The sequence below is a fragment of the Megamonas hypermegale genome (assembly GCF_900187035.1).
In the GTDB taxonomy this organism is placed as follows: domain Bacteria; phylum Bacillota; class Negativicutes; order Selenomonadales; family Selenomonadaceae; genus Megamonas; species Megamonas hypermegale.
Map to the genome: position 1 here is coordinate 157,585 of NZ_LT906446.1, position 21,659 is coordinate 179,243.

The 21,659-nt window shown below is 27.1% G+C and carries 20 protein-coding genes and 1 pseudogene; all 21 read left to right on the forward strand.

Annotated features, from left to right (window positions below; all coding sequences use genetic code 11):
* Positions 1-7 precede the first annotated feature (7 nt).
* The 21 genes and pseudogenes from CKV65_RS00770 (at position 8) to CKV65_RS00865 (ending at position 21,633) form a co-directional block, all read left to right on the forward strand.
* On the forward strand, positions 8-1,795 hold the full coding sequence (locus CKV65_RS00770; RefSeq protein WP_027889913.1) for a PAAR-like protein: 1,788 nt from the start codon (positions 8-10) through the stop codon (positions 1,793-1,795).
* Positions 1,796-1,798: 3 nt separating this feature from the next.
* Complete coding sequence (locus CKV65_RS00775) at positions 1,799-2,368, forward strand: imm11 family protein (RefSeq protein ID WP_027889912.1); 570 nt, start codon at positions 1,799-1,801, stop codon at positions 2,366-2,368.
* A gap of 2 nt (positions 2,369-2,370) precedes the next feature.
* Positions 2,371-4,557 carry a hypothetical protein gene (locus CKV65_RS00780; RefSeq protein ID WP_027889911.1) on the forward strand — a complete coding sequence of 729 codons (2,187 nt, stop codon included), beginning with the start codon at positions 2,371-2,373 and terminating at the stop codon, positions 4,555-4,557.
* A 14-nt stretch (positions 4,558-4,571) separates the two neighbouring features.
* Entirely contained in the window at positions 4,572-5,021 is a 450-nt protein-coding gene (locus CKV65_RS00785) for a hypothetical protein (RefSeq protein ID WP_027889910.1), read from the forward strand.
* Positions 5,022-5,033: 12 nt separating this feature from the next.
* On the forward strand, positions 5,034-6,476 hold the full coding sequence (locus CKV65_RS00790) for a phage baseplate assembly protein V (RefSeq protein ID WP_027889909.1): 1,443 nt from the start codon (positions 5,034-5,036) through the stop codon (positions 6,474-6,476).
* Positions 6,477-6,510: 34 nt separating this feature from the next.
* Complete coding sequence (locus CKV65_RS00795) at positions 6,511-7,758, forward strand: hypothetical protein (protein WP_027889908.1); 1,248 nt, start codon at positions 6,511-6,513, stop codon at positions 7,756-7,758.
* A complete protein-coding gene (locus CKV65_RS00800) occupies positions 7,758-8,405 on the forward strand; it encodes a hypothetical protein (protein ID WP_027889907.1) in 648 nt (215 codons plus the stop codon). Before CKV65_RS00795 ends, CKV65_RS00800 begins: the two co-directional genes overlap by 1 nt.
* A gap of 27 nt (positions 8,406-8,432) precedes the next feature.
* Positions 8,433-11,243: an Hsp70 family protein gene (locus CKV65_RS00805; protein WP_162141197.1), complete on the forward strand. Its 2,811-nt coding sequence runs from the start codon at positions 8,433-8,435 to the stop codon at positions 11,241-11,243.
* Positions 11,244-11,250: 7 nt separating this feature from the next.
* Positions 11,251-12,087, forward strand: coding sequence for a hypothetical protein (locus CKV65_RS00810; protein ID WP_027889905.1), 837 nt, complete (start codon positions 11,251-11,253; stop codon positions 12,085-12,087).
* Between the two features lie 89 nt (positions 12,088-12,176).
* Positions 12,177-12,788, forward strand: coding sequence for an EcsC family protein (locus tag CKV65_RS00815; RefSeq protein WP_027889904.1), 612 nt, complete (start codon positions 12,177-12,179; stop codon positions 12,786-12,788).
* 18 nt (positions 12,789-12,806) lie between these two features.
* Positions 12,807-12,950: a hypothetical protein gene (locus CKV65_RS10740; RefSeq protein WP_155909562.1), complete on the forward strand. Its 144-nt coding sequence runs from the start codon at positions 12,807-12,809 to the stop codon at positions 12,948-12,950.
* Positions 12,951-13,153: 203 nt separating this feature from the next.
* Complete coding sequence (locus CKV65_RS00820) at positions 13,154-13,375, forward strand: helix-turn-helix domain-containing protein (RefSeq protein WP_027889903.1); 222 nt, start codon at positions 13,154-13,156, stop codon at positions 13,373-13,375.
* Positions 13,376-13,394: 19 nt separating this feature from the next.
* Positions 13,395-14,054 carry a zinc-ribbon domain-containing protein gene (locus CKV65_RS00825; protein WP_162141196.1) on the forward strand — a complete coding sequence of 220 codons (660 nt, stop codon included), beginning with the start codon at positions 13,395-13,397 and terminating at the stop codon, positions 14,052-14,054.
* Positions 14,055-14,076: 22 nt separating this feature from the next.
* Entirely contained in the window at positions 14,077-14,997 is a 921-nt protein-coding gene (locus CKV65_RS00830; RefSeq protein WP_027889902.1) for a zinc ribbon domain-containing protein, read from the forward strand.
* A gap of 25 nt (positions 14,998-15,022) precedes the next feature.
* On the forward strand, positions 15,023-15,514 hold the full coding sequence (locus tag CKV65_RS00835) for a DUF805 domain-containing protein (RefSeq protein WP_027889901.1): 492 nt from the start codon (positions 15,023-15,025) through the stop codon (positions 15,512-15,514).
* A gap of 19 nt (positions 15,515-15,533) precedes the next feature.
* A complete protein-coding gene (locus CKV65_RS00840; RefSeq protein WP_027889900.1) occupies positions 15,534-15,923 on the forward strand; it encodes a hypothetical protein in 390 nt (129 codons plus the stop codon).
* A 20-nt stretch (positions 15,924-15,943) separates the two neighbouring features.
* On the forward strand, positions 15,944-16,522 hold the full coding sequence (locus CKV65_RS00845) for a hypothetical protein (protein WP_027889899.1): 579 nt from the start codon (positions 15,944-15,946) through the stop codon (positions 16,520-16,522).
* A 26-nt stretch (positions 16,523-16,548) separates the two neighbouring features.
* The gene (locus tag CKV65_RS00850) at positions 16,549-17,700 is read left to right on the forward strand and encodes a hypothetical protein (protein WP_027889898.1); all 1,152 of its coding nucleotides are present in this window, start codon (positions 16,549-16,551) and stop codon (positions 17,698-17,700) included.
* 560 nt (positions 17,701-18,260) lie between these two features.
* Positions 18,261-19,370 (forward strand): annotated as a pseudogene (gene tnpB / locus CKV65_RS00855) (IS200/IS605 family element RNA-guided endonuclease TnpB).
* 273 nt (positions 19,371-19,643) lie between these two features.
* Positions 19,644-19,916, forward strand: a complete 273-nt coding sequence (locus tag CKV65_RS00860) for a hypothetical protein (protein WP_162141199.1) — start codon at positions 19,644-19,646, stop codon at positions 19,914-19,916.
* A gap of 121 nt (positions 19,917-20,037) precedes the next feature.
* On the forward strand, positions 20,038-21,633 hold the full coding sequence (locus CKV65_RS00865; RefSeq protein ID WP_269457069.1) for a serine/threonine-protein kinase: 1,596 nt from the start codon (positions 20,038-20,040) through the stop codon (positions 21,631-21,633).
* The last annotated feature ends 26 nt before the right edge of the window (positions 21,634-21,659 follow it).

Below are 21,659 nucleotides of genomic sequence, written 5' to 3' on the forward strand. Positions count from 1 at the left end.
TGGTAATATGGCTGATTATTTAACAGAAAATGCTATATTTAGTTGCAATATGTCGCCAACAGTAATTATAAAATGTAAAGAAACATCTAATAAAAAGGTAAAATATAAAGGAACTGCATTACTGACAAAAAGTGCAAAGATAGATACTAAAGCAGGAATCTGTCCTATTTTAACAGCACAAGCTCAAGGTGCACCTCAAATGTGCCGTTGTTCTTTATCTGGATGGATAAATTATTCTATGAATACAAGCGCACAAGGAACAGCTTTTTTAACGGAGAATTCGAGAAATTCTTGTACGTATGGAGGAATAATCAGTGTAAAATCAAGTGGATTATTTTTTCAGAAAGTAGTAAAAGGTTCAAAAGCAAGTATTAGTTCAGTAAACTGGTTAAAGCCTTTTGTAGAAGTATCACAAAAAAATCCTGATACGATGCCAAAATCTATAAAATCGGTGGATATAAATAATAGTGGTTCTTTAAAGGCGGGAGATTTCTCATCGCAAGCTGTTAATCAAAAAAAAATAATAAATACATTGGATTTTAAATCAAATACAGTACAACCTTTAGTAACTAAAGATGAGGTAAAATCAAAACCACAAAATTTGTTATGTAATATGGATAAAGGTGAAAAATGCAAGCAGTGCCGATATCCATCAGCTTCAGTAGAGGTAAATAATGATTCTATTAAGCTTAGACGTAATTATGAAAATCAATCTGATGATGAAAAAGATGATTATGACCGTTACTATGAAGATATTTTTGACAATTTCACAGAAAAATATTGGACTGATGCAGCACATCATATAATTTCTGGTAATCAAGTTTTCAAAAAGTGCCAAGGAATAGTAAAGTTAGCTAACTTTTATAATGAAGAGTATTTAAGTGGTAATACTGCATATAAAGGTTATGATATAAATTCTGCTAAAAATTGTATAATGCTTATTTCTAAAGATGTAGAATACAGTAAAAAAGTAAATAGTAATGTCAAAAAGAATATTAGTGCTTATGATGCTATGAGTACAACAGGTATTCAATGGCATTTAGGAGGGCATAGTTATACTTTTAATAAAGAAGAAATACCAATATTACATCAACGAATAAAGTTGTTTACCAAGAAAGAAGCTAGAGAATTAAAGAATTATGCTGAACTTGTAGAAGAGGAACTTAATAAAATACAAATTTCTATGTGTAGAAATAAAGTTTGTCGAGCAACACCACGTCAAAACGCTGCCTTTGTTACTCGTATGAATAATCTTTCATCTAAGATTAAGAAATATTTAGGGGATTTTCGTATAAAACCGCATCGTAGTTATCCATATTATGTATCACTAGAAGCTTTTCGATATACTTTTTCTTTACCGCGTACAGGCAAAATTATGTTGGTTCGTCAAGGTAATAAGGAAAATAGTTTGTTATTAGAAAAGTTTAGAATTAAACGTTTTGAAGATACTATTATGGATAGAGACAAAAATCTTGATTTTAGTAGAATTTTTAATGAACAAGATGGTCAAAATCCTAAAGAATTTGTGTTTAATGATGAACAGTCAAAAAAAGATTGTATATATTTTTGCGATAATATTGAGCATTTTATTTTAATCGATAATCCAAATCTTAACTTATTACCATTTAAAATAGAAGCAGAAAATATATTATCTTTGCAAGGAATAGAAAAAATGTCATCAGAGCAGTTTTTACAACAACATGATACAGAAATTCTAGTATTTTTACGTAATAACGTTGTTACTTATACAGCTCCAGTAAAGAAAATAAAAGAAAGATTGCAACTAGGTGGTTGATAGATGAAATATTATATAATGTATGCTGAAACAGCAGTAGAAGAATATTTTAAACCAAATGATATGCTTAAAGATGAACTCATGGAAGGCTGTTTGAATTCTGAATTCCAATATTTAAATCATGAAGCTATAGAAAGTGAGATTTCAGAAGATGGTGGTTTGGAGTTTCCAGATTTTGTGATAAGTGGATGTGTGCCATTAATTTCAGATAAATTTAAGCGATTGCTAGATGATTTAAAGGTAGATAATTTATTCTATAAACCAATAATATTTACATTTAATTCTCTTGGTATAAAAGAATATTATTATTTAGCATTGCCTCCACGGATAAATTGTTTAAATTGGGATGAAAGTAATATACAAGCAGAAGAAAATGAGTTTTTAACTGAAGGAGAATTAATACAAGAGGCAGAAGATATAGTAATTAACGATTATGCAGTGGGAAATTATAAAATCTTTAAGTTAGCAAATGTAACTAATCAAGAAATTATAGTTACAGAAGAAATAAAGAACATTATAGAAGAAGCAAAATTGGAAAATGTATATTTTGCTGAATTGAAAGGAGTAGATTGATTGTGGCAATAAATTCATTTGAAAAAATAAAGCAGACATCAAAAGCAATTTTATTTGAAGAATTTGATGTAGAAAAGAAGAGCTTATATGATTTATTAAGTATAGGAACTCCATTAAGTGATGATTTTGAAGAAGACATACAAACTAAATTAGTAGTTAATAATTTTGAAGATTTTATTAAAAAGTTTGCACCTAAGGTTTATGAAATTTGTACTAGTATAGATGGAAAACCAAAATTTGAATATACAACAGATGTAAACTTAGCTAAAAAATATAATGGAATAGCTCAAGATATTACAGAACATGTGTATTATCGTATGTTAAATCAGTTATATATAGAAAAAGGTAGTAGTGGTCAATCTAATTTAAAATTTGATGATAAAGATATTTTAGAGATGTTAACTCCAAAGCAGGAAGTAGAAGATGCAAAAGATATTCGTAAAAAATTACAATTGACTTTGGAAAAATATAGTGAATTAAAAAGTAAAAATGAAAATGCAAATGAGTATGCTCAACAATTTATTGAATGTAGAAAAAAAATACGGAAAAAATATTCGCAATCACAGATGTCATTATTACCTTTAGCTATAGAGGATGTAAAAACTAAAATAGAATATTTAGATAAAAATTTAAATAATCAAAGTAGTATAGAAGATAATAATGATATTCTTACAACAGTTGGTCAACTGACTTTTGATAGTTCTGGGACATTAGTAGTAAAAGAAATAAGTATAAATAATGACGTTCAAGGAGTAGAAGATAAAAATATAGTAAACAAAAATAACATAAATAATGAAATTAGAGATATCTTGGCATTAGATTATGATTCTAGTAATAAAAAAGATAATGAGTTCATTAAATCGATAGTATTATCTAGTTATGCTCCTATAAATATGAGTTCTAATGAAAATAAAACTATCGCAGAAATTAAAGAAGAAAAAAATAAATGCTTAGCATTAAAAAATTCTTATGAAGAGGTATATTGTCAAGCTAAAAATGCATTTATAAGTGAAATGACGACAATAATAGAAAAATTATTGGATGTAAAAGTATTTTTTGATCATGCGACAGTAGATGGTAATAAATTAGAAAATGGTATATTAATTACAAATTGTAAAGCTAGTAAGCTAATTAAAAGTGATATAAAAGATAAATTTGAAAAATTTATTAAAAATAGAGGAGTAGATCAAACTAGAAATAAAATTTGGTTTGCTATTTTACCAGCAATAGAAGAAAAAGATAAGGTAATAGTAGAAGCAAACAAAGATATAGATCCTTTCGATGTTATGGGTCCGTTAAATGTACAAAAAGATAATGAAAGTGATATTAGTGATAAATATTTAAGCTTTAGTGCAGCTAAAACTGTTTTGGAACTTTTAGATAAAAGTAAAATAATGACCATATTTAGTTTTAAAGGTAATAAAAATAATGGATTTGCAGCATTAAATGAAAATTATATTATAAATAAAAAAGAAGAATTAAATGGGATTAATTATGAACATGCAGTTTATGCATATCCTAATTTTACATTAACAAGAGAACGAACTGTTATATTAGATAACAAAGAGATAAAAGTTCCTGGTGTATATATAGATGCTGCATATCCAGCTGCTGGTTTATTGATAGGTAGTCAGCAAATTAAATATTTAGAAAAACGAGGCTTTAAAGGAAAATTAAATCCTAATAATGTTTGTGTTCATGTAGATTTAGAAGAAGATAGAATAAGAAAAAATCTTTTAACTAAATTTAATCGTGAAGTAACACTCCGTTGGAGTCAAGATTTAAAAACAGAAATAAATAGAGATAAATTTGGTTTTGTATTTTGTAGTGATGAAGTCTATATTGACGATATACCAATGAAAAATGCATATGTTTATTTTGCTAGAACAATGAAGAAAAGTTCCAGAGGTATTTATAGACCTATTTATAGAGTTTTAACAGAAGATTTTATTCGTCAATATTTAAAAACTAATTCAACCATTAAAGAATCTACTATGACAAAATTTGAAAATGTAGAATGTAATGAATGGCAAGTAGAAGGTAAGAAAAATAGTAGTAAGGATTACGTTAATTTGATATTACGACCAGATGAAAAGGTGGAATATGATAGAGAAGATAAAAAATTAAAAATTACTTTTAATGATGATGAAGCTATTTTAGAAGATATTGATATTGATAGTGAAGAATAAAAGGAGTGTAGTATATGATATATACAATGACAATTACAACAAAAGATGGTAGCGAAGTAATAGAGATTGGAAAACTTGAAGAAGATAATAAAGATGAACGAACAGCTATAACAGACATAGAAATTAATATAGATACAATAGATGATAATGTACGAAATAAATCTAATGCTGTATTAGCTAAAATAAAAATTTGTGGCGAATTAAAAGATTTTCTTACAGAACGTTTAATGAAAATATTTAAATGGTCTTGTGAATATGATGAGGAAAAATGGTATAGAACAATAGAAATAGAAGTAAAAACATCTAATGGAAAAGTAATACGCACATATATTTTTACTGATGTTTTTGTAGTAGATTATAAAGAAATTTATAAGGCAGATGGAAAGAATGCAGAATCATCAAGATTTGAATTATATCTTACACAGAAAGAAAATAATTTGAATAAAATAGATACATTTAATTGATGAGGTGTAGTTATGAAGATTAAGGGATTTGAAAAAGTTTTTTATATTAATGAATTTGAATTAAAAAAAGCAAAAAATAGGCATAGTATATGCAAATTTAAAGCAAGTATTCAAGATGGAGAGATAGATAGATATTTAAATCTAGTTGGAAAACAGGTAACAATTCAATTAGAAAGTGATATTCCCATATTTGTTGGTATAATTCAAGAAATTGATGTAGAGAAAACATATAGTTCAATATCCCTTAATGTTTCATTAATATCATTATCAAGTCTTATTGATAATGTAAAAAAAAGTAGAGTATTTCAAGATCCTAAAAAGAAAATTAATGATATTTTATCAGCTAAGCGACTTGCATTGAAAAAGTGTGAGTTGCATTTAGCTGATAAAGTTAAAAATATAGAATATAAAAGGGTAATAGTACAAAATCAAGAAACAGATTTTGATTTTATTTGTAGAATTGCTAGATATATTAATACAGATGTATGGATAATAGATACAATTGAAAATCAATTTGAATTTTATATAGATGAGCAAGTTAGTGATAGAGTCAATAAGGTAGAAGAAAAAGAGATAATAGAATATAAAATCAAGAAAAGTAATTATAATTATAAATTTGAATTAGTATTAGATAAATATTTAGAATTAGGACGAATTGTTCAGATTGGAAAAAGTGTACAAAAATATATAATTGAACAAGTTATTGTAAGACAGGTGCATAATACTAATAAATATATATATGTATTAAATTTATTAGAAAATAAAAGAAGAGAGCAAACTGATGCAGTATATTTGGAAAAAACTTTAAAATTAAAAGCTAAAGTGACAAATATAAAAGATCCTGAAAATAAAGGAAGAATACAAGTAGAATTTATCGAAAAAAATGTTGAAGATATGGATAAAGATTTAATAAAAAGAACATGGTTAGCATATAATAGTCCTTATAGTGGAAAGCAAAGTGGAATAGTTTTTTTACCAGATGTAGATGATATAGTAGAGGTTATATTTACAAATGAAGAGTGTTATGTAGGTTCTACATTTAGAGATAAAAGCTTATTAGCAGAATGTCAAAATGTTGAAGAAAAATATATAGGAAATAATTATAAGCAACGAATTTTTTGGAAGAAAGATTCATTAGAATTATTTTCGTTTGAAAATAAAATTATTATGAATAAAGATAAGATAGAGATGTCTGTAGGTAATAATAAATTAATAATGAATAAAGATTTAATTGTTTTGCAAACAGAAGAAAATCAAGTTTTATTAGGTAAAGACGGATTGATAAATAAATCCCAAAAAGATATAGATTTGCAAGGTAAGAATATAAAATTTGGTAGTGAAGATAAAATACAATTTGAGGCTAAAAATAAAATTAATATAAAAGGTAATAGTGATATAAATGTAAAGAGTAGTGGAACTTTATCTTTAAATGGAAATAAAGTTAATATTTGTTAATATAAAATAAGGTGTGAAATAAATGAGGCGAAAGTTGAAAGTAGATATAAATAATATTATAGATGATTCTAAAATAGATGATTTGAAAATTAAATCTATTTTAAAAGATGTTTTTCAAGAACTAATAGAATATCAGGAAAATTTAAGACAAGATACAGATAAGCAAATAAAGGAAGAATATTTATCTGAAAAAAGAGATTGGGATGATGTTTGGCAAATAAAAACAATGTTAGAAGATAAAAATAATATTAATATAGGAATAGGTAATGGATTTCGTCCAATTAAAATAGGTAATAGTATTTATTTTGCTAATGATACTATGGAGAAAATGGCAAAAGTAAATAAAGAAGAAAATCAATTTTTTTTGAATTGTATGTATGATGAATTAGAGTCGTTATGTCAAAAAAAATATCATGGTTTTATAATAACAAAAGAAAATCAAAAAAAAGAGTTTACTTATAAGTTAGTAGAGCAATATAGATTTATTGAGGCAGAAAAATTATTATATGAAATAGCAAATTTGTATAGAATAAGAAAACCACGTATTTTTTCACCTTATGCTCGTAGAGCTGTAGATGTATGCATTGAAAATATAAATAGTGATGAATTTTTATCAGCTTTAGAATATAATTTTTGTTTATATGAAAATAAATTACAAGGAGTTTTATTAACAAATTTTGTATTGATGTGGAATGTAGATATACAAAACGAAAATGAACCTTTAAAAGGGTTAGAACCTAGTGAGAAAGAACCATATTATCAATATTTTTATAATGAAGATATAAAAGAAAATAGTTTTATTTATACAAAAAATATTTGTAATCATATATATAAAAAAGATAATGAAATAAGAATTTTTTGTCAGGATAAAATGGAAAGAAATGAATATAAAAAAATAAATATATTGGATACAAAAGAAAATAATAATATTGTATTTGAAAATATATTTGAAAATAAACATATTAATAAATGTAATCATTTAAGAACAAAAGCAGATGTAATATATATTTTAAATTTATTTAATAATATTAATAATGATTATAATTGTAGCTTAATAAGTGTTGGAGCAGTAAATAATAATGGAAAAAATCTTGTTCGTTATAGAAAAGAACATAGTTATTTTAAAGAAAAAAATGAATTATATTTTTCAAATATGAGAAATAAACCATATATATGTATAAAATTTACGGGAAAAAAGATATTTTTAGTTGATTATGCAAATTATATGTTACATTATTTAGAAAGTAAGTATCCAGAATATAATTGGGTGGGTAAGTATTAATGGAATATTTATGGCAACAATATGATAAAAACAATAAATATGTAATAGCACAAAATTTATTATCACCATATTCAGAAGTTCAAGGAATGGTAGATGGCTGTATTGAAATAAATCCATTATTTAGGTTTGAAAAAATTTTTAGCTCATTATTTAGTGAGGATGATTGTGTATTAGATATAAATTTGAAGAAAAAAATAGAAAATATACTAATACACTACTTAGCTAATTTAGATTTTTATTATGGATTGCATAAATTTATTTTAGAAGAAGAGCAAATTGAGCAAGAGATAGAAAAGAATTTTTATGGAGAAGAAATAAAAAAAATATATATAAATTTAGGTAAAAAAGAGCAAATGACAATATTAAGTTTGCTTAATTATAAGAACAAAATAAATAACAAAAAAAGTTTATTTTGTGAAGCTATAAGTAAAATTTTTCCAAAATCAATATTATATTTTTATAAGGAAGAAAGAAAATTTCTATTATATATAGCGGAAAATGACACAAAAGAAAATATTGATAAAATGATATTAATTGAAGATTTATTTTTAGATAATATTTGTAATTTGGAAGTTTTTTGGAATAAACATTTGGGAATAATTGGAGAAAATAATACTATGAGTATAGATAAAATGATTGTTTATTAAGAAAGGAGATAAAATGATATAATGAGTGTGTCAAAGGGTATATTATCAACAATATTTAGAGGGTTTACGGAAGATGTATTGAAAGAGACGATATTTAAAGATTTAAAAGGAAAACAAAGATTAGAAGTAAAGAAAATAAAAGAGTATCTAAAAGATTTATCAATAAAAGTAGATACACCTATTAATAATAGTGAACAGTTAAAACAATATTTCCTAAATTCTAAAGTAGATGAAAGTGTATTAAAAATTTTAATGAAAAAATGTTTTAATGAAGCTGGGATAAATTTTGATACAATTGAATTTGATAAAATTTTAGATAGAAAAATGTGTTGGAATATATTTGAAAGTATTTTTAATATATATCCAATAACTAATTCAAAGGTAAGTGATAGAAAAATGAAAACAGAAGAAGTAAATGATAAAGAACAGGAAATTTTGAAAAAAAGTAAAATACAAAATATAAATTCAATAAGTATTAAAAATTTACAAGAAATATATGACAAAGCTAATAAAATATACATGGAAGAAAAATTAGATATTTGTGAATTTGATTTAACAGAAAATATGCCAGTAACCATGCAAGACGATTTTTATATGATAATTAATGATGAAAATTTGGCTATAAATACTAATTGTGTAGGATTAGTTAACTGTAATGAAAATAAAGTGGTAGCTGTTGGTTATTTAAAGGTAATTGATGAAAAGTACTATCTGATTTTTGCTGAAAAAAATATAGATTATAATTCATTTGAAAAAAACAGTAGTTTTAAAGTAATTGTTTTTCCGGTAGATTCAGATTTATCATTAAAAAATAGAGACATTACATTGTATGAAAAAGAGTGTAATATTTATTATAAAAAATTAGAAGATACTAATAACGCTTTATGTATAGATTTTGGAACAAGTAATACAACAGCAGGTAGCTATAAAATTTTAAATCCTAATGCAGATTATGAACATTCTGTAGAATTAGTGAAATTTTTAGATGTAACAAATAATGATATAGAAAAGGAAATATTTCCGACTATAGTATATGTAAAATCTTGTGAAAATGAAAAAATAGAATATTTATTTGGCTATGAAGCAAAAAAGACAATTATAGATAATGATTATGATACAAAAGCTTCTGTTTTTTATGAAATAAAACGATGGATAAATGATATTGATGAAGTTGAAGAAGTGTTTGATGAAAAAGGAAAAAAAAGAGCGGTACTTCGTAGAGAAATTTTAAAGGCGTATATTCAACATGTAATAATTTTATCTGAACGTTATTTCAAGAAACATTTTAAGAGGATACATTTTTCGGCACCAATAAAATTGAAGGAAATTTTTATTGGTGAAATGAAGAATTTATTTAAATATGAATATGAAATAATACCATCCTCATCTAGTTTAGATGAAGGAATTGCTATTATTTATAACCATATTGCAGATAATATGAAAAAAAATAGTAATAAACATGAAAAAGTTATGATATTAGATTGTGGTGGAGGAACAACAGATTTAGCTTCGTGTGAATATGAGTATGATTTATCTGGGTATAATAAAAAGATAGAAATAAAGACTCGTTTTGAAAATGGTAATTTTAATTTTGGTGGTAATAATATTACTTATAGGATTTTGCAATTATTAAAAATTAAATTAGCTAACCATTTACGAGGTAATAATAATAACAAAGATATAATAAAAACATTATTAAAAGATGATGAAAATGATATTTTAAGTCAAGTTGATGATGCAATAAGAAATAATCAGTTAATAAATGTAAAGAAAGATATTTATAAAGATTTTGATCTGGCTTATCAACATGCAGAGAAGTATATACCAACACGTTTTTCTGAATGTAAATTGATGAATGAAAAACGTAAATACAAACGTAATTACTATTATTTGTGGCAAATGGCAGAAGCAATAAAAGTTGAATTTCATCGTATAAATGATTTAGTAGCAATTGACTTTAATAAAGAAGAAGATAGATATATTTATGCTAAAAATGTTGAACAGTATTATTTATATGTAAATAATGGACAAAAATTAGAACAATATAATAATCCAATGAAGGATATAGAAATTACTATAAAAGAAGTTCGAATGGTGTTATTTTCAGATATATATATATTGTTAAGCAGTTTATTAAAGGATTACAGTGGAGTAGAGGATAAAAAATTATTAGAATACAATAAATATAAATTATCAGGACAATCATGTAAAATAAACTTATTTCATGAGTTATTAAAAGAATTCATACCAGGAAAACGTATACGTTATAAAGGCAAAAGTAGTAATGATAGTAGTAGATTAAAAATGGCTTGTATATGTGGCTGTATAGAGTATATGAGGGATAAAGAATCTGGATATATTGACCCTAATATGAATATAGACAAACCTAAAATGATTTATAATGTATATCATATAAAACAAAACGGAGAAGAATTAGTTTTAGGAATGAACAAATGTAATATAGTAGTTTCTTCACAGAAGGGAAAACATTTAGAGTTCATAGTTAGAGATAATAATAATATAGAACAGAAACGATTCACTTATGATTTTGTTAATGGGTATAAGATGAATAAATGCATTCAAATAGGTGAATTAATATCTATGATGAGTCAAAATGCTTATATATCAGAATTTAATATAGAAAATGCTATCAGAGAAAAATTAGAAAGTATTGATGCTAGTGATAGGCCAATTGTTGTATGTATATTACCTTCTAGAGTTAAGTATGGAATGAATATTTATCAGATTTTAGTAGATGAAAAAGGGTATTATATACAAGAAAATAATAGATTTGAGTGCTTTGAATCTTTAGAAACTTTTTTTGATGGAATGAGATGATTTTTATATGTTAGTTAATAAAAAAGTTTTTTTTAGACATGGTGCAATACTAACAAAAGAAATGTTAAATGTAGTTTATGATTATCCACGTGACTTTTTATGTTTAAAATATGATAAATATAGTGATGGAATAATAAGCGGATTAGATTTTAAAATATTGCATGAAGATAATTCATTAGTATTGACAAAAGGAATAGTAAAGTATAAAAATGAATTATATTTTTTATTAGAAGATGTGAATTTAACAAAATTTTTTAGTCAGCAAAATTTGGAAATAAGTAGAAAATCACGTTATTTACAGTTGAAAATGGAAGTAAAGGATAATAAAGAAAATGTACAGGAAAAACTATTAATGTTAGTAGTACTAGATAATGCCTTTGACGAAAGAAATATTCCATTATGTAGATTTAGATGGAATGGTTCAGAAATAAAAATTCCTAAAATAAATTATTCAGATGAAACTATTTTTTATGATTTTATTGACAATCAAAGTTATTTAAATGTGATAGATACACCGTATGCATATTTAAAAGAAGCAACATACCATAGTATGTTATTTAAAGCAATAGGTGAATATCTAAACAATAAAAAAAATAAAACTATATTAGATTATATTATACTTATACAGATACAAAATAATATAGTATTATCGATGGAAACAATAAAATCATATATATTATTTTCAGGTAAAGAAAAGGCAGTGGTAGATAATTGTAATAGAAAAGATTTATTTAAATTATTTGTTGATTGTATAATTAATAATCAAAATGAAACTGTAAATAAAAATTATGAAATAAAGAAAAATGAAAGTAAAGAAGAAATAGAATATGGTGGAATGTTGTAATAAAAGTTTAGAAAGTCATAAAAATGATAAATATAAACATGGGTATATATTCATTAAAAGATTTATAAAATAAAGGAAGAAGAATTTTTATGGATTTACAAGTTATGCAAAACGTGTTAGATTGGGGTTATGATAAAGCTGTTAATGGAGTACCTGGTCTTGATAGTGCTAAGGAATTAGCAGATGATTATTTGAATGAAGATGGCAGTTTAAGTGAAAAGGTTGACTCTTTAATTCGTTGGCAAAATACAAAATGTGCTACATCAGGATTTATAACTAATCTAGGCGGTTTAATAACTCTTCCAGTAGCTATTCCTGCTAATGTAAGTAGTACATTATATGTTCAATTAAGGATGATAGCTGCTATCGCCTATATGGGTGGATATGATTTAAAAGATGATAAAGTAAGAGCTTTAGTATATTTATGTTTGTGTGGAAATGAAGCAAAAGAAATTACTAAGGATTTTGCAATACAGATTGGAAAAAATTTTGCTACACAATTTATACGAAGTATTTCTGTTAAAACAATTAATCAGATTAATAAAGCTGTAGGTATGAGACTTATTACTAAATTTGGTGAGAAAAGTTTAATTTCTTTAGGTAAAAGTGTTCCTATTGTTGGCGGTATAATTGGTGGTACTATAGATGGTATTGCTTGTAATACGATAGGCAATGTTGCCAAAAGGACTTTTATAAGATAGTAAAAAAGGAGGTAAGACATGGGATTATTGTCAACAGTAGTTAAAGCAGTGGGTTTTATTGCTAAGAATAAAAACGCTAGAGATATAGCGATTAAAGCGGCAAAAAATCCTACTGTTAGAAAAGTAGCTGTTGAAGCAGCTAAAAAAGCTATAAAAAAATAATGATAAAAGTTATTTGATTTAAATTTTTTAACCGTTAAATAGGTGGTTAATTTATCATCTATTTAGCGGTTTTTGTTATTTATGGATAAAAAATGCTACTTATAGGGCAAAATTTTTGCAAAATTGTCCTGTCAGTACACCGATTAAGGTGTCTTATTATTTAAAATAGATATAGAACAAATTTATGGAACGGGGTTTTAGCAATGTTTGAAGCAGAATACATTCAAATTGGCTGTAAAGTAGCTTATTATCGGAAAATGAAGAAGTACACACAAAAAGAATTGGCAATAAGAGCTAAAATCAGTGTGTCATATTTGTCGCGAATTGAAAGAGGTGCATATAAAAAAGGAGTACCAATATCTACGTTTTTTCAAATAGCAAGCGCATTAGATGTTCATATTAGCGAATTTTTTAAAGATTTATAAATTAAAAGGGGTAATTAAAATGAAAAAATGTTCACAGTGCAATCAGAATTTTAGTGATGATGTAGCTTTTTGTCCTAAATGTGGTAGAAAGTTAGATGAAATAGTAGAAGAAAAGCGTTTTTGCAGTAAATGCGGGCAACAGATTGATATCAATACAAAATTTTGCCCTAAATGTGGAGCACCAAATGAAATGGCAACAAAACAAAATGGTTTAGATAGTGCAATGAAGATAATCAACAATGAAATACTTAAAAATAAAAATGATATAGAAAAAAATGATGTCGTGCAGATGATAAGGGAGAAGTATTTATCTTTTTCTGGTCGCTTAAATAGAAAAGCGTATATCATTCGCGGTTTAATTGTATATGTCATCATGATGATATTACTAGCTATTGTTGATGTCTTGTTTGAAGATGAGATTTCTTTTGATGAATTTGGTATGCTAACGACATCACCAGGAACAGCAGAATTATTCTTTACGTTTATTATTTGTGTGATTGGCATAGTTATCATGGTTTCACTTGGTGTACGAAGATTGCATGATTTGAATAGAACTGGCTGGATGATACTTTTAAATTGCGTTCCGATTGCAAATCTTGCTTTAAGTGTATATATGGTGTTCTTTAAAGGAACAGAGGGCGGCAATGAATATGGACCAGACCCACTTCAAATGAAATAAAGAGTTAGGGAGTTGATTTATTATGTTTAAATTTTGTACGCAATGTGGTGCTAAAATGCCACAAGAAAATTTATTTTGTACACAGTGCGGGGCTAAATTTCCAGTAAATACTGATGTAGCGCAACAACAGACTGTTAAACCTAAAGTAATAGATATAGCTCCATCGCAAAATTCGCAAAACATGCAAGTTCCAAAACAAGTAGCACAAAATACATCGGCTAATAAAATGGCACAAGATGAATTTATGCTGGGTAAAGAGTTTATGAACGTAGCTAATCCATTACATGATTATGAAAAAGCTATTATACATTTAAAAAATGCTGTGAATTTAGGTATGAAGCAAGCCACTGTTTATATTGCTTTATCTCATTTGTATTTAGCGGCAGATATCATAAAAGCCAATCCAGCAATAATGGTAGGAAATGCTAATATTTTAAATACAGTAAATTCAGCAATGACAGCAGGTAATATGCCTAATCATACAGCTAATAATATGCAAAACCATAGTAAAAATCATATGCAAACCGCACAAAATAATCAATCAAATGGTAATGGTAGTAGTACTTTACAAAATATAGGTAAATATGCAGCGGCTGCGGCAGTTGGGGCTGTGGCAGGTTCAATGCTTCATTCAGCAACGGCTAGTGCAGCAGAAAAGGTCAGTGAAGATGTTCCAGGTAATATCACAACTGATGATTTAATCACACCAGATTTACAGGCATATGCAGATGAAACTTTGCCAAACGCGGATGAATATTTGCCACCAATAGATGAAGCCGCAGACCATATCCAAGCGTATGATGATATGACGGAAAATGAAACTGTTACGGAAGAAGAACCTTCGGCAGCTGATAGTATTGAACCGGCAGAAGATGATAGTAGTTTCTTTGATAGTGATGATAATAGTGATGATGACAGCAGTTTATTTGATGATTTATTTTGATAAAAAATAGGAAGAGATGATTTTTATGCAAAATAAATTTTGTCCTAGATGTGGAGCGAAGATAGAAAACAATGAAAAATATTGTTCTAAATGTGGTACATCATTATCAGCGAATAATACAAATGATGATGTAAAAAAAGTATCAAACTCTGATTTTATGCAAATGGTAAAACGAGATTATTTTTCTTATCAAGGTAGATTAAATCGTAAACCGTATTTTTGGCGTTCGCTTTTAATAATGTTTTTAGAAATGATTTGTTATATAGTTTTTGACTCTGTAGAAGATGATGATTTATTTTCTGTATCGTTATTGTTGATAAGCATAGTAATTTTTGTTGCATGTGTAATTGCTGATTTAATGTTGGATATCAGAAGACTACATGATGTAAATAAATCAGGTTGGTTTATTTTGTTGACGATTATTCCAGCTGTAATACCGTTTTTCTATTTATATTTATTTTTAATGCCGGGAACTGATGGAAATAATCAATATGGGGAAAATCCGTTAGCTTTATGAGTTAAAAGGAGGAATATTTATGACAGATAGAAAAAAATTAATATTGGTAGTAGTGCTTATTTCACTTTTTAGTGTTTTATTCACTGGTTGCGGTGATGATAAGTATGTACAAACTGTTAAAAATGGTAGTTTGGAAATGGCAAGTGGGGTGCCGATTGGCAAAGCTTTTGACCAATTTTTCTCTAACGAAAAATGGAAATCATTTGTATCAGATAATAATGAACGCATTGTGGAATTTAATGGTGAATGTCGTTGGAACAATAATCCTGCAACGTGTTGCGTGCAATTTAGAATGTTGAGCGAAAATCGTTTTGAAGTATCTTATTTAGATATAAATGGTGTTAGCATGAATTGGTTAGATGGTTCTAGTATATTGAATAAGGTATTACATCAATATAAAGCAAAATGATTTTAAAGGAGTGATTTTTTATGAAATATGTAAAAATTATAATGCTTACGATGTGCATGGTATTTTGTATGACTGCTATCAGCTTTGCAAGTTCATTTCAAACAACGGATACAAAATATGGCACGATAGGAAGTGAAGGCATTAGCGGAAGTTTTGTAGAAAATGGGTATAATATAAAAATAGCCTTTGTGCCATCAGGTTCGCAAATGACCATGTATGTTGGAAAAGACAATAATGTCATATACAATGCAAAATTTGCATATCATAAATATTTGCGCATTGACCAAGTTTATGATAATAACTCTGGAAAATATGCATATATTATAAAAGCTTCGGATTATATGGATGGAGGAGATGGATTTGTTTATTTAATGGGTTATGATACTCAAAAAGATACATGGCAAGTTTATGTAAATCCAGCTAATTATTACAATCCATTAGGTAAAAATGCTGAACCATTCATCTATGAATCTGATGGTGATATTGTTTTAGCATATTTCCAAATGGGTTTACATCAGCCAGCACAAGAATACCATTTCTTCTGGGATGAAAATAGCAATTGGTTCGGCTATAAGGATTATGGCATTGTACAACATTAATTTATTTGAAAGCGAGAGGAACATTTATGAATAAGCGATATAGTGGATTATTGGCATCAATTTGTATTTGTTTATGCTTTCTTATAAGTGGATGTGCTGATGGTCAATTTGGTTTTACTTTTAATGAAGATGGCACGATAACGCAGAGAAATTCACTACAATTTCAGCAGGGCTTTAAAGATTTAGGTAATTATTTTGGACAATCGAATGAAGATTTTATCTTAGAGCAAAAACAAGAAGATAGTCAAAATGGCTTTTCTATTGAAGATGTGCAAAATGGATATACTGCTACAAAGACAATAACACTTAAAGACTTAGCTGGATTAAAGATTTTTCAACCGGGAGAAAACACTGCTGGAGTACAGGTAAAAAAAGGCTTTTTATATGATTATTATTCAATAGATTCATATTTAAAAGGGCAATATCAATCTTTGCCACAATCCAATTATGCGGCAAATATACCAAGCTACTTTTCTCCAAATATGCCAGTGAATATCTGGGATTATATGGAATATAGAAAGCAAGCAGAAGCTGAAGCAAGACAATTAGATGAGATATCTAATCAAATGATAAAAGCAGCAATTAGTTCAATGAATTTAAATTTAGTAATAAATTTGCCATATGAAGTTGATTCTAGTAATGCAGATAATTTAACCAATGGTAATAAAACGCTTACTTGGAATTTAAAACCAGCTGTTTTTGATGGTAAAGATTTATCAGTTCAAGCTAAATTTAAGATTTATCATGAAAAAACGATTATAGGATTAATTGTTGTTGGCTCAATTTTATTAATAGTTGCTATTATTCTATTGGTACTGGGATTTGTCAAAAAGAATTCTACTAAACAGAGTGTATTTTTTATTGTAGCGGGAATAATAATAGTATTCTTAGGTTGTTTTGGTGTATACGTTAATTACAATATAAAACATCCACCTGTATTGACAGATGCGGATAAATTAGTTGTAGTTGCAGAAAAATCAATGCAAAAATCTGAAGAACCAGAAGCTAAACAACAGAAAAATGCTCAAAGTGAAGATGTATTGACTAAAGCAAATAACGTATTGCAAAATAAAAATTCAGAGTATAAATTATCTGCTGTATCTAAAATTGATTATTGTGAGCCGCACACTTGTGATTTTAATCATGAGTTAGGCGAACAAAATAGTCAGCGTATATAGAAATATGTACGTAGAGATAGACTAAGATCTATCCAATACTGTTTGAATTGCTGGAAAGCCCTAAAGATATCTGAACTACAACGTAAACATGAAATAAAGTTAAACGTGAATGTGGCGAAAGCAGAAAAAATCAGATATATAGCATAAGGTTAAATCCTAAGTGTTGAAAAATGGACAATCAGCAGCGAAGCTCCGAATAGGAGAACGTTCAACGACTATTCCTCTTGAGGGAAGTACTCAGTAAGCTATTGACTGAGGAAGTGGACAGACTCTAACAGGTAAAGCTGAGGGATAAGATATAGTCTGTGCCGTTACGAAAGTAACGGAAGTTCATAAGAGAACTGTATAGAAAGTAGCGTTTCTATATGAACGAGACCTCATAATACGACTAAAGAAGAACCTACAGTTCTTGTATATGTTATTTAAAATAGGCAGTTAATATATAAACACTTGCTATATTGCTATACATATGTCATGATTATATTAGATGATAGTATGGAAGTAATACGTGGTAAAGGATATATTTATTCATTAATTAGAAGAAAGCGTAAGTGTTTATTATGGAAAAAGCTTATAAATTTAGGATATACCCCAATAAAACACAAGAAAATTTACTTTAAAAAACTTTTGGTTGTGTACGTTTTATATATAATCACTTTTTAGATAGAAGAATTAAAGAATATGAACAAAATAAGAAAAATATAGGTTATAATGAATGCTCAAAAGAGCTTACTCAATTAAAAAAAGAAAAAAAGTGGCTTAAAGAACCAGATAAATCCTCTTTACAAAATGCTTTAAAGAATTTAGATACAGCTTATAAAAACTTTTTTAATAGACAAAAAGCAGGCTTTCCTAAATTCAAATCTAAAAAGAATCGGTATAAATCGTACAAAACAAATATGACAAATAACAACATTGTATTTTTAGGAAATAAAATAAAATTACCTAAAATAGGCAAGATTAAAACAAGAGATAAATATTGCCAAATAGAAGGTAGGATTTTAAGTGTGACAGTATCACAGACTCCTAGTGGAAAATATTACGTTGCACTATGTTGTACAGACCTGCCTCAACCTGAATTCATAAAAACGAATAAATATGTCGGTTTGGATTTAGGAATAAAGGATTTTGTCATAACCTCAGATGCAGTAAAATATAATAATCCTAAATACTTGCAGAAATCATTGACTAGATTAGCTAAGCTTCAAAGAGAGCTTTCTCGAAAAACAAAAGGAAGTTCAAATAGGGAAAAGGCTAGAGTAAAAGTAGCTAAATTGCATGATAGAATTGCCAATCAAAGACGTAATTTACTACATCAAGTGACATGTCAACTTATCAGAAACTACGATGTAATCTGTCTTGAAGATTTGCAAGTTGAAAATATGATGAAAAATCATAAATTAGCAAGAAATATAGCTGATGTCAGTTGGTCAGAGTTTATGAGACAACTAACATATAAAGCCAAATGGTTTGGCAGGGTTATTGTCAAAATAAATAAATTTTATCCTTCAAGCCAATTATGTCATATTTGTGGGTATAAAAATATTGAAGTAAAAGATTTAAATGTTAGAGAGTGGAACTGTCCTGAATGTAAAACACATCACGATAGAGATGTAAATGCAGCTATAAATATTAGAGATGAAGGGTTAAGAATATTAAACATAGCTTAATCTTGAATAACATATACAAGAACCGTAGGAACTATGGGGATAGCTCGGAGATACTGTATTCGTTAGAATACTTGACCGAGAACCCCGCGACTTTAGTCGTGGGAGGTTCAGGAAGATGGATTTTTTGGTATAGATACGAGAAAAGGTGTAATTTTTGTCATTTATGACAAAAAAGATGATATAGTTGCAAGTGTAGAATACGATAAAAAAATATTAAATCCTAAAGCTAATAAGTATGAAAAATTAGATGATTATATGCCACTTATTTTTAAAATGTATATAAAAAATGATAATAAAAATGGTGGCGATAAAGATTTAGGCACATGGATAGATGAAACACATATAATACCGATTTACGCTTTATATGATGTGGATAGCAATAATAATATTGTTCCAGGTATGCTTCATTCAGCACAAGGTAGCAAACCATCGCATTATCAAGATGTATTGAAAGAACAAAAAAATGTAAATTTAGCTAATATTGTACTCACTCATGCAGAAAGCCTAAATGAAGATATCAATAAAAGGGGTGTATCTTTGCCATAATATTTGATGAAAAGTGATATATTGTTTTTATCGTAGAATATAATCGAATTTGATTACATTAAATTAAAAATGAGGCTATAACATTTAAGTTATAGCCTTTTTATATTATGTTATAATTAAAATAAAAAAAGATAGGATTTTTGATATGAGTAGTGATGTGCAATTATTTTTAGAAACTTGTACAAAAATAGATGAATTGAGCAAAAGTGAAAAAAGTAAAATTGTATTGGTTTATAGCAATATTACTAGATTAGTCTATGTCGTTAAATATTTAAAAAATGATGATTTAGAAAAATTACATACATTGTATAAAAATTTGCAGACGCTTCATTGTAAATTAATTCCTAAGATAAGCTATTTATATCGTGATGATGTTCAATTAATCGTCATTGAAGAATTTATCAACGGCAGAACTTTAGCGGATTTATTGATGGAGCAAAAAGATTTTCCTGATGAAGAAATAAAGGATATATTATTACAACTATGCAAAGGTTTGTCTTTTTTGCACAAAAAAGATATTATTCATCAAGATATTAAACCGAGCAATATTCTTTTGACAAATGATGATGTTGTGAAATTGATTGATTTTGATGTAGCGCGAACTTATAAGTATGACCAAAAATACAATACGCAATATTTTGGCACTAAAGGATATGCAGCACCTGAACAATATGGTTGGGGGCAAACGGATAATCGTTCAGATATTTATGCGTTGGGAAATACGATACAGATGCTTAAGCCAAAGTCAAATTTATTAAGGCGAATAGTGCATAAAGCTTTGCAATTTGACCCGGATAATAGATACCAATCAGTTAATGAAATCATAGATGAAGTAAACGGTGAATATAAATATTGTTTTAAGGAATTGCCTTTAAATGAAATAGAAATTATGCTTAAAGACAAAATTAATTTATTTAAGCCGAAAATACCTGAGACTAAGGATTACATGTTTAATAAAAATGATATTGATGTATCTTTTCCGATAAGCCTTGTTAATTCATATGATTTTGAAACACAACAAGAAGCTTTGCAAGTGGCGATGGAAGAGTTTGAGCAATTGATGTTTTCTAATATGGATACGTATATAATGGATGTACTTGATTATTATAAAGCGCATCATTTAAAAAAATATTGTGTATATCAATCAATTGATACGAATTACTATTACAGTGTAAATAAAAAAGTAGAAAAATTAATTGAAGAGGTTGAAGGCAGATTTAAACTTAAATTTCCAGATTATATAAAGATATTTGAGTTTATTCCAGAATATACGAATTTTGCAGGCAGTGAAGATAGAGCTAATTTTCATTTATGGCAATTAAAGCATATTGAAGAAACGAATTATGTAGCGGAAATTAAACTGAATTTCTTTAATCGAACCATGGCAGATACAACACAGCGATTTATCGCCTATGCAGATGAATTTTTGCAGACGACGATAGATATTGGGGAAAATCGCATTATTAAGATGAAAGATGGAAAAAAAGTAGTGGATACAGCATATCATTTTAATATTGATAAAGTTTGTATTAAATTCATGGAAGAAATTTTAAACAGTACACAAAAGGTATTGCAAAATAGTTCTGATTTGCGAGGCGATGTTGAAGGACTCATTCAAAAATCGTATTTACCGGAATTAAAAAAAGCTTTAGAGAAAAAAACACAAGAGATACTTTATTTTTTAAAACGAAATAATTCAATAGAAAAAGCATACTAGATGATAGTATGCTTTCTTAATAAATG

Excerpts from the sequence above, each read along its gene's own strand:
- CKV65_RS00850 (WP_027889898.1), top strand. The coding sequence starts at position 16,549 with ATGAATAAGCGATATAGTGGATTATTGGCATCAATTTGTATTTGTTTA.
- CKV65_RS00790 (WP_027889909.1), top strand. The coding sequence starts at position 5,034 with ATGAAGATTAAGGGATTTGAAAAAGTTTTTTATATTAATGAATTTGAA.
- CKV65_RS00840 (WP_027889900.1), top strand. The coding sequence starts at position 15,534 with ATGACAGATAGAAAAAAATTAATATTGGTAGTAGTGCTTATTTCACTT.
- CKV65_RS10740 (WP_155909562.1), top strand. The coding sequence starts at position 12,807 with ATGGGATTATTGTCAACAGTAGTTAAAGCAGTGGGTTTTATTGCTAAG.
- CKV65_RS00810 (WP_027889905.1), top strand. The coding sequence starts at position 11,251 with ATGTTAGTTAATAAAAAAGTTTTTTTTAGACATGGTGCAATACTAACA.
- CKV65_RS00775 (WP_027889912.1), top strand. The coding sequence starts at position 1,799 with ATGAAATATTATATAATGTATGCTGAAACAGCAGTAGAAGAATATTTT.
- CKV65_RS00800 (WP_027889907.1), top strand. The coding sequence starts at position 7,758 with ATGGAATATTTATGGCAACAATATGATAAAAACAATAAATATGTAATA.
- CKV65_RS00860 (WP_162141199.1), top strand. The coding sequence starts at position 19,644 with ATGTATATAAAAAATGATAATAAAAATGGTGGCGATAAAGATTTAGGC.
- CKV65_RS00785 (WP_027889910.1), top strand. The coding sequence starts at position 4,572 with ATGATATATACAATGACAATTACAACAAAAGATGGTAGCGAAGTAATA.
- CKV65_RS00770 (WP_027889913.1), top strand. The coding sequence starts at position 8 with ATGGCTGATTATTTAACAGAAAATGCTATATTTAGTTGCAATATGTCG.
- CKV65_RS00830 (WP_027889902.1), top strand. The coding sequence starts at position 14,077 with ATGTTTAAATTTTGTACGCAATGTGGTGCTAAAATGCCACAAGAAAAT.
- CKV65_RS00845 (WP_027889899.1), top strand. The coding sequence starts at position 15,944 with ATGAAATATGTAAAAATTATAATGCTTACGATGTGCATGGTATTTTGT.
- CKV65_RS00820 (WP_027889903.1), top strand. The coding sequence starts at position 13,154 with ATGTTTGAAGCAGAATACATTCAAATTGGCTGTAAAGTAGCTTATTAT.
- CKV65_RS00835 (WP_027889901.1), top strand. The coding sequence starts at position 15,023 with ATGCAAAATAAATTTTGTCCTAGATGTGGAGCGAAGATAGAAAACAAT.
- CKV65_RS00815 (WP_027889904.1), top strand. The coding sequence starts at position 12,177 with ATGGATTTACAAGTTATGCAAAACGTGTTAGATTGGGGTTATGATAAA.
- CKV65_RS00825 (WP_162141196.1), top strand. The coding sequence starts at position 13,395 with ATGAAAAAATGTTCACAGTGCAATCAGAATTTTAGTGATGATGTAGCT.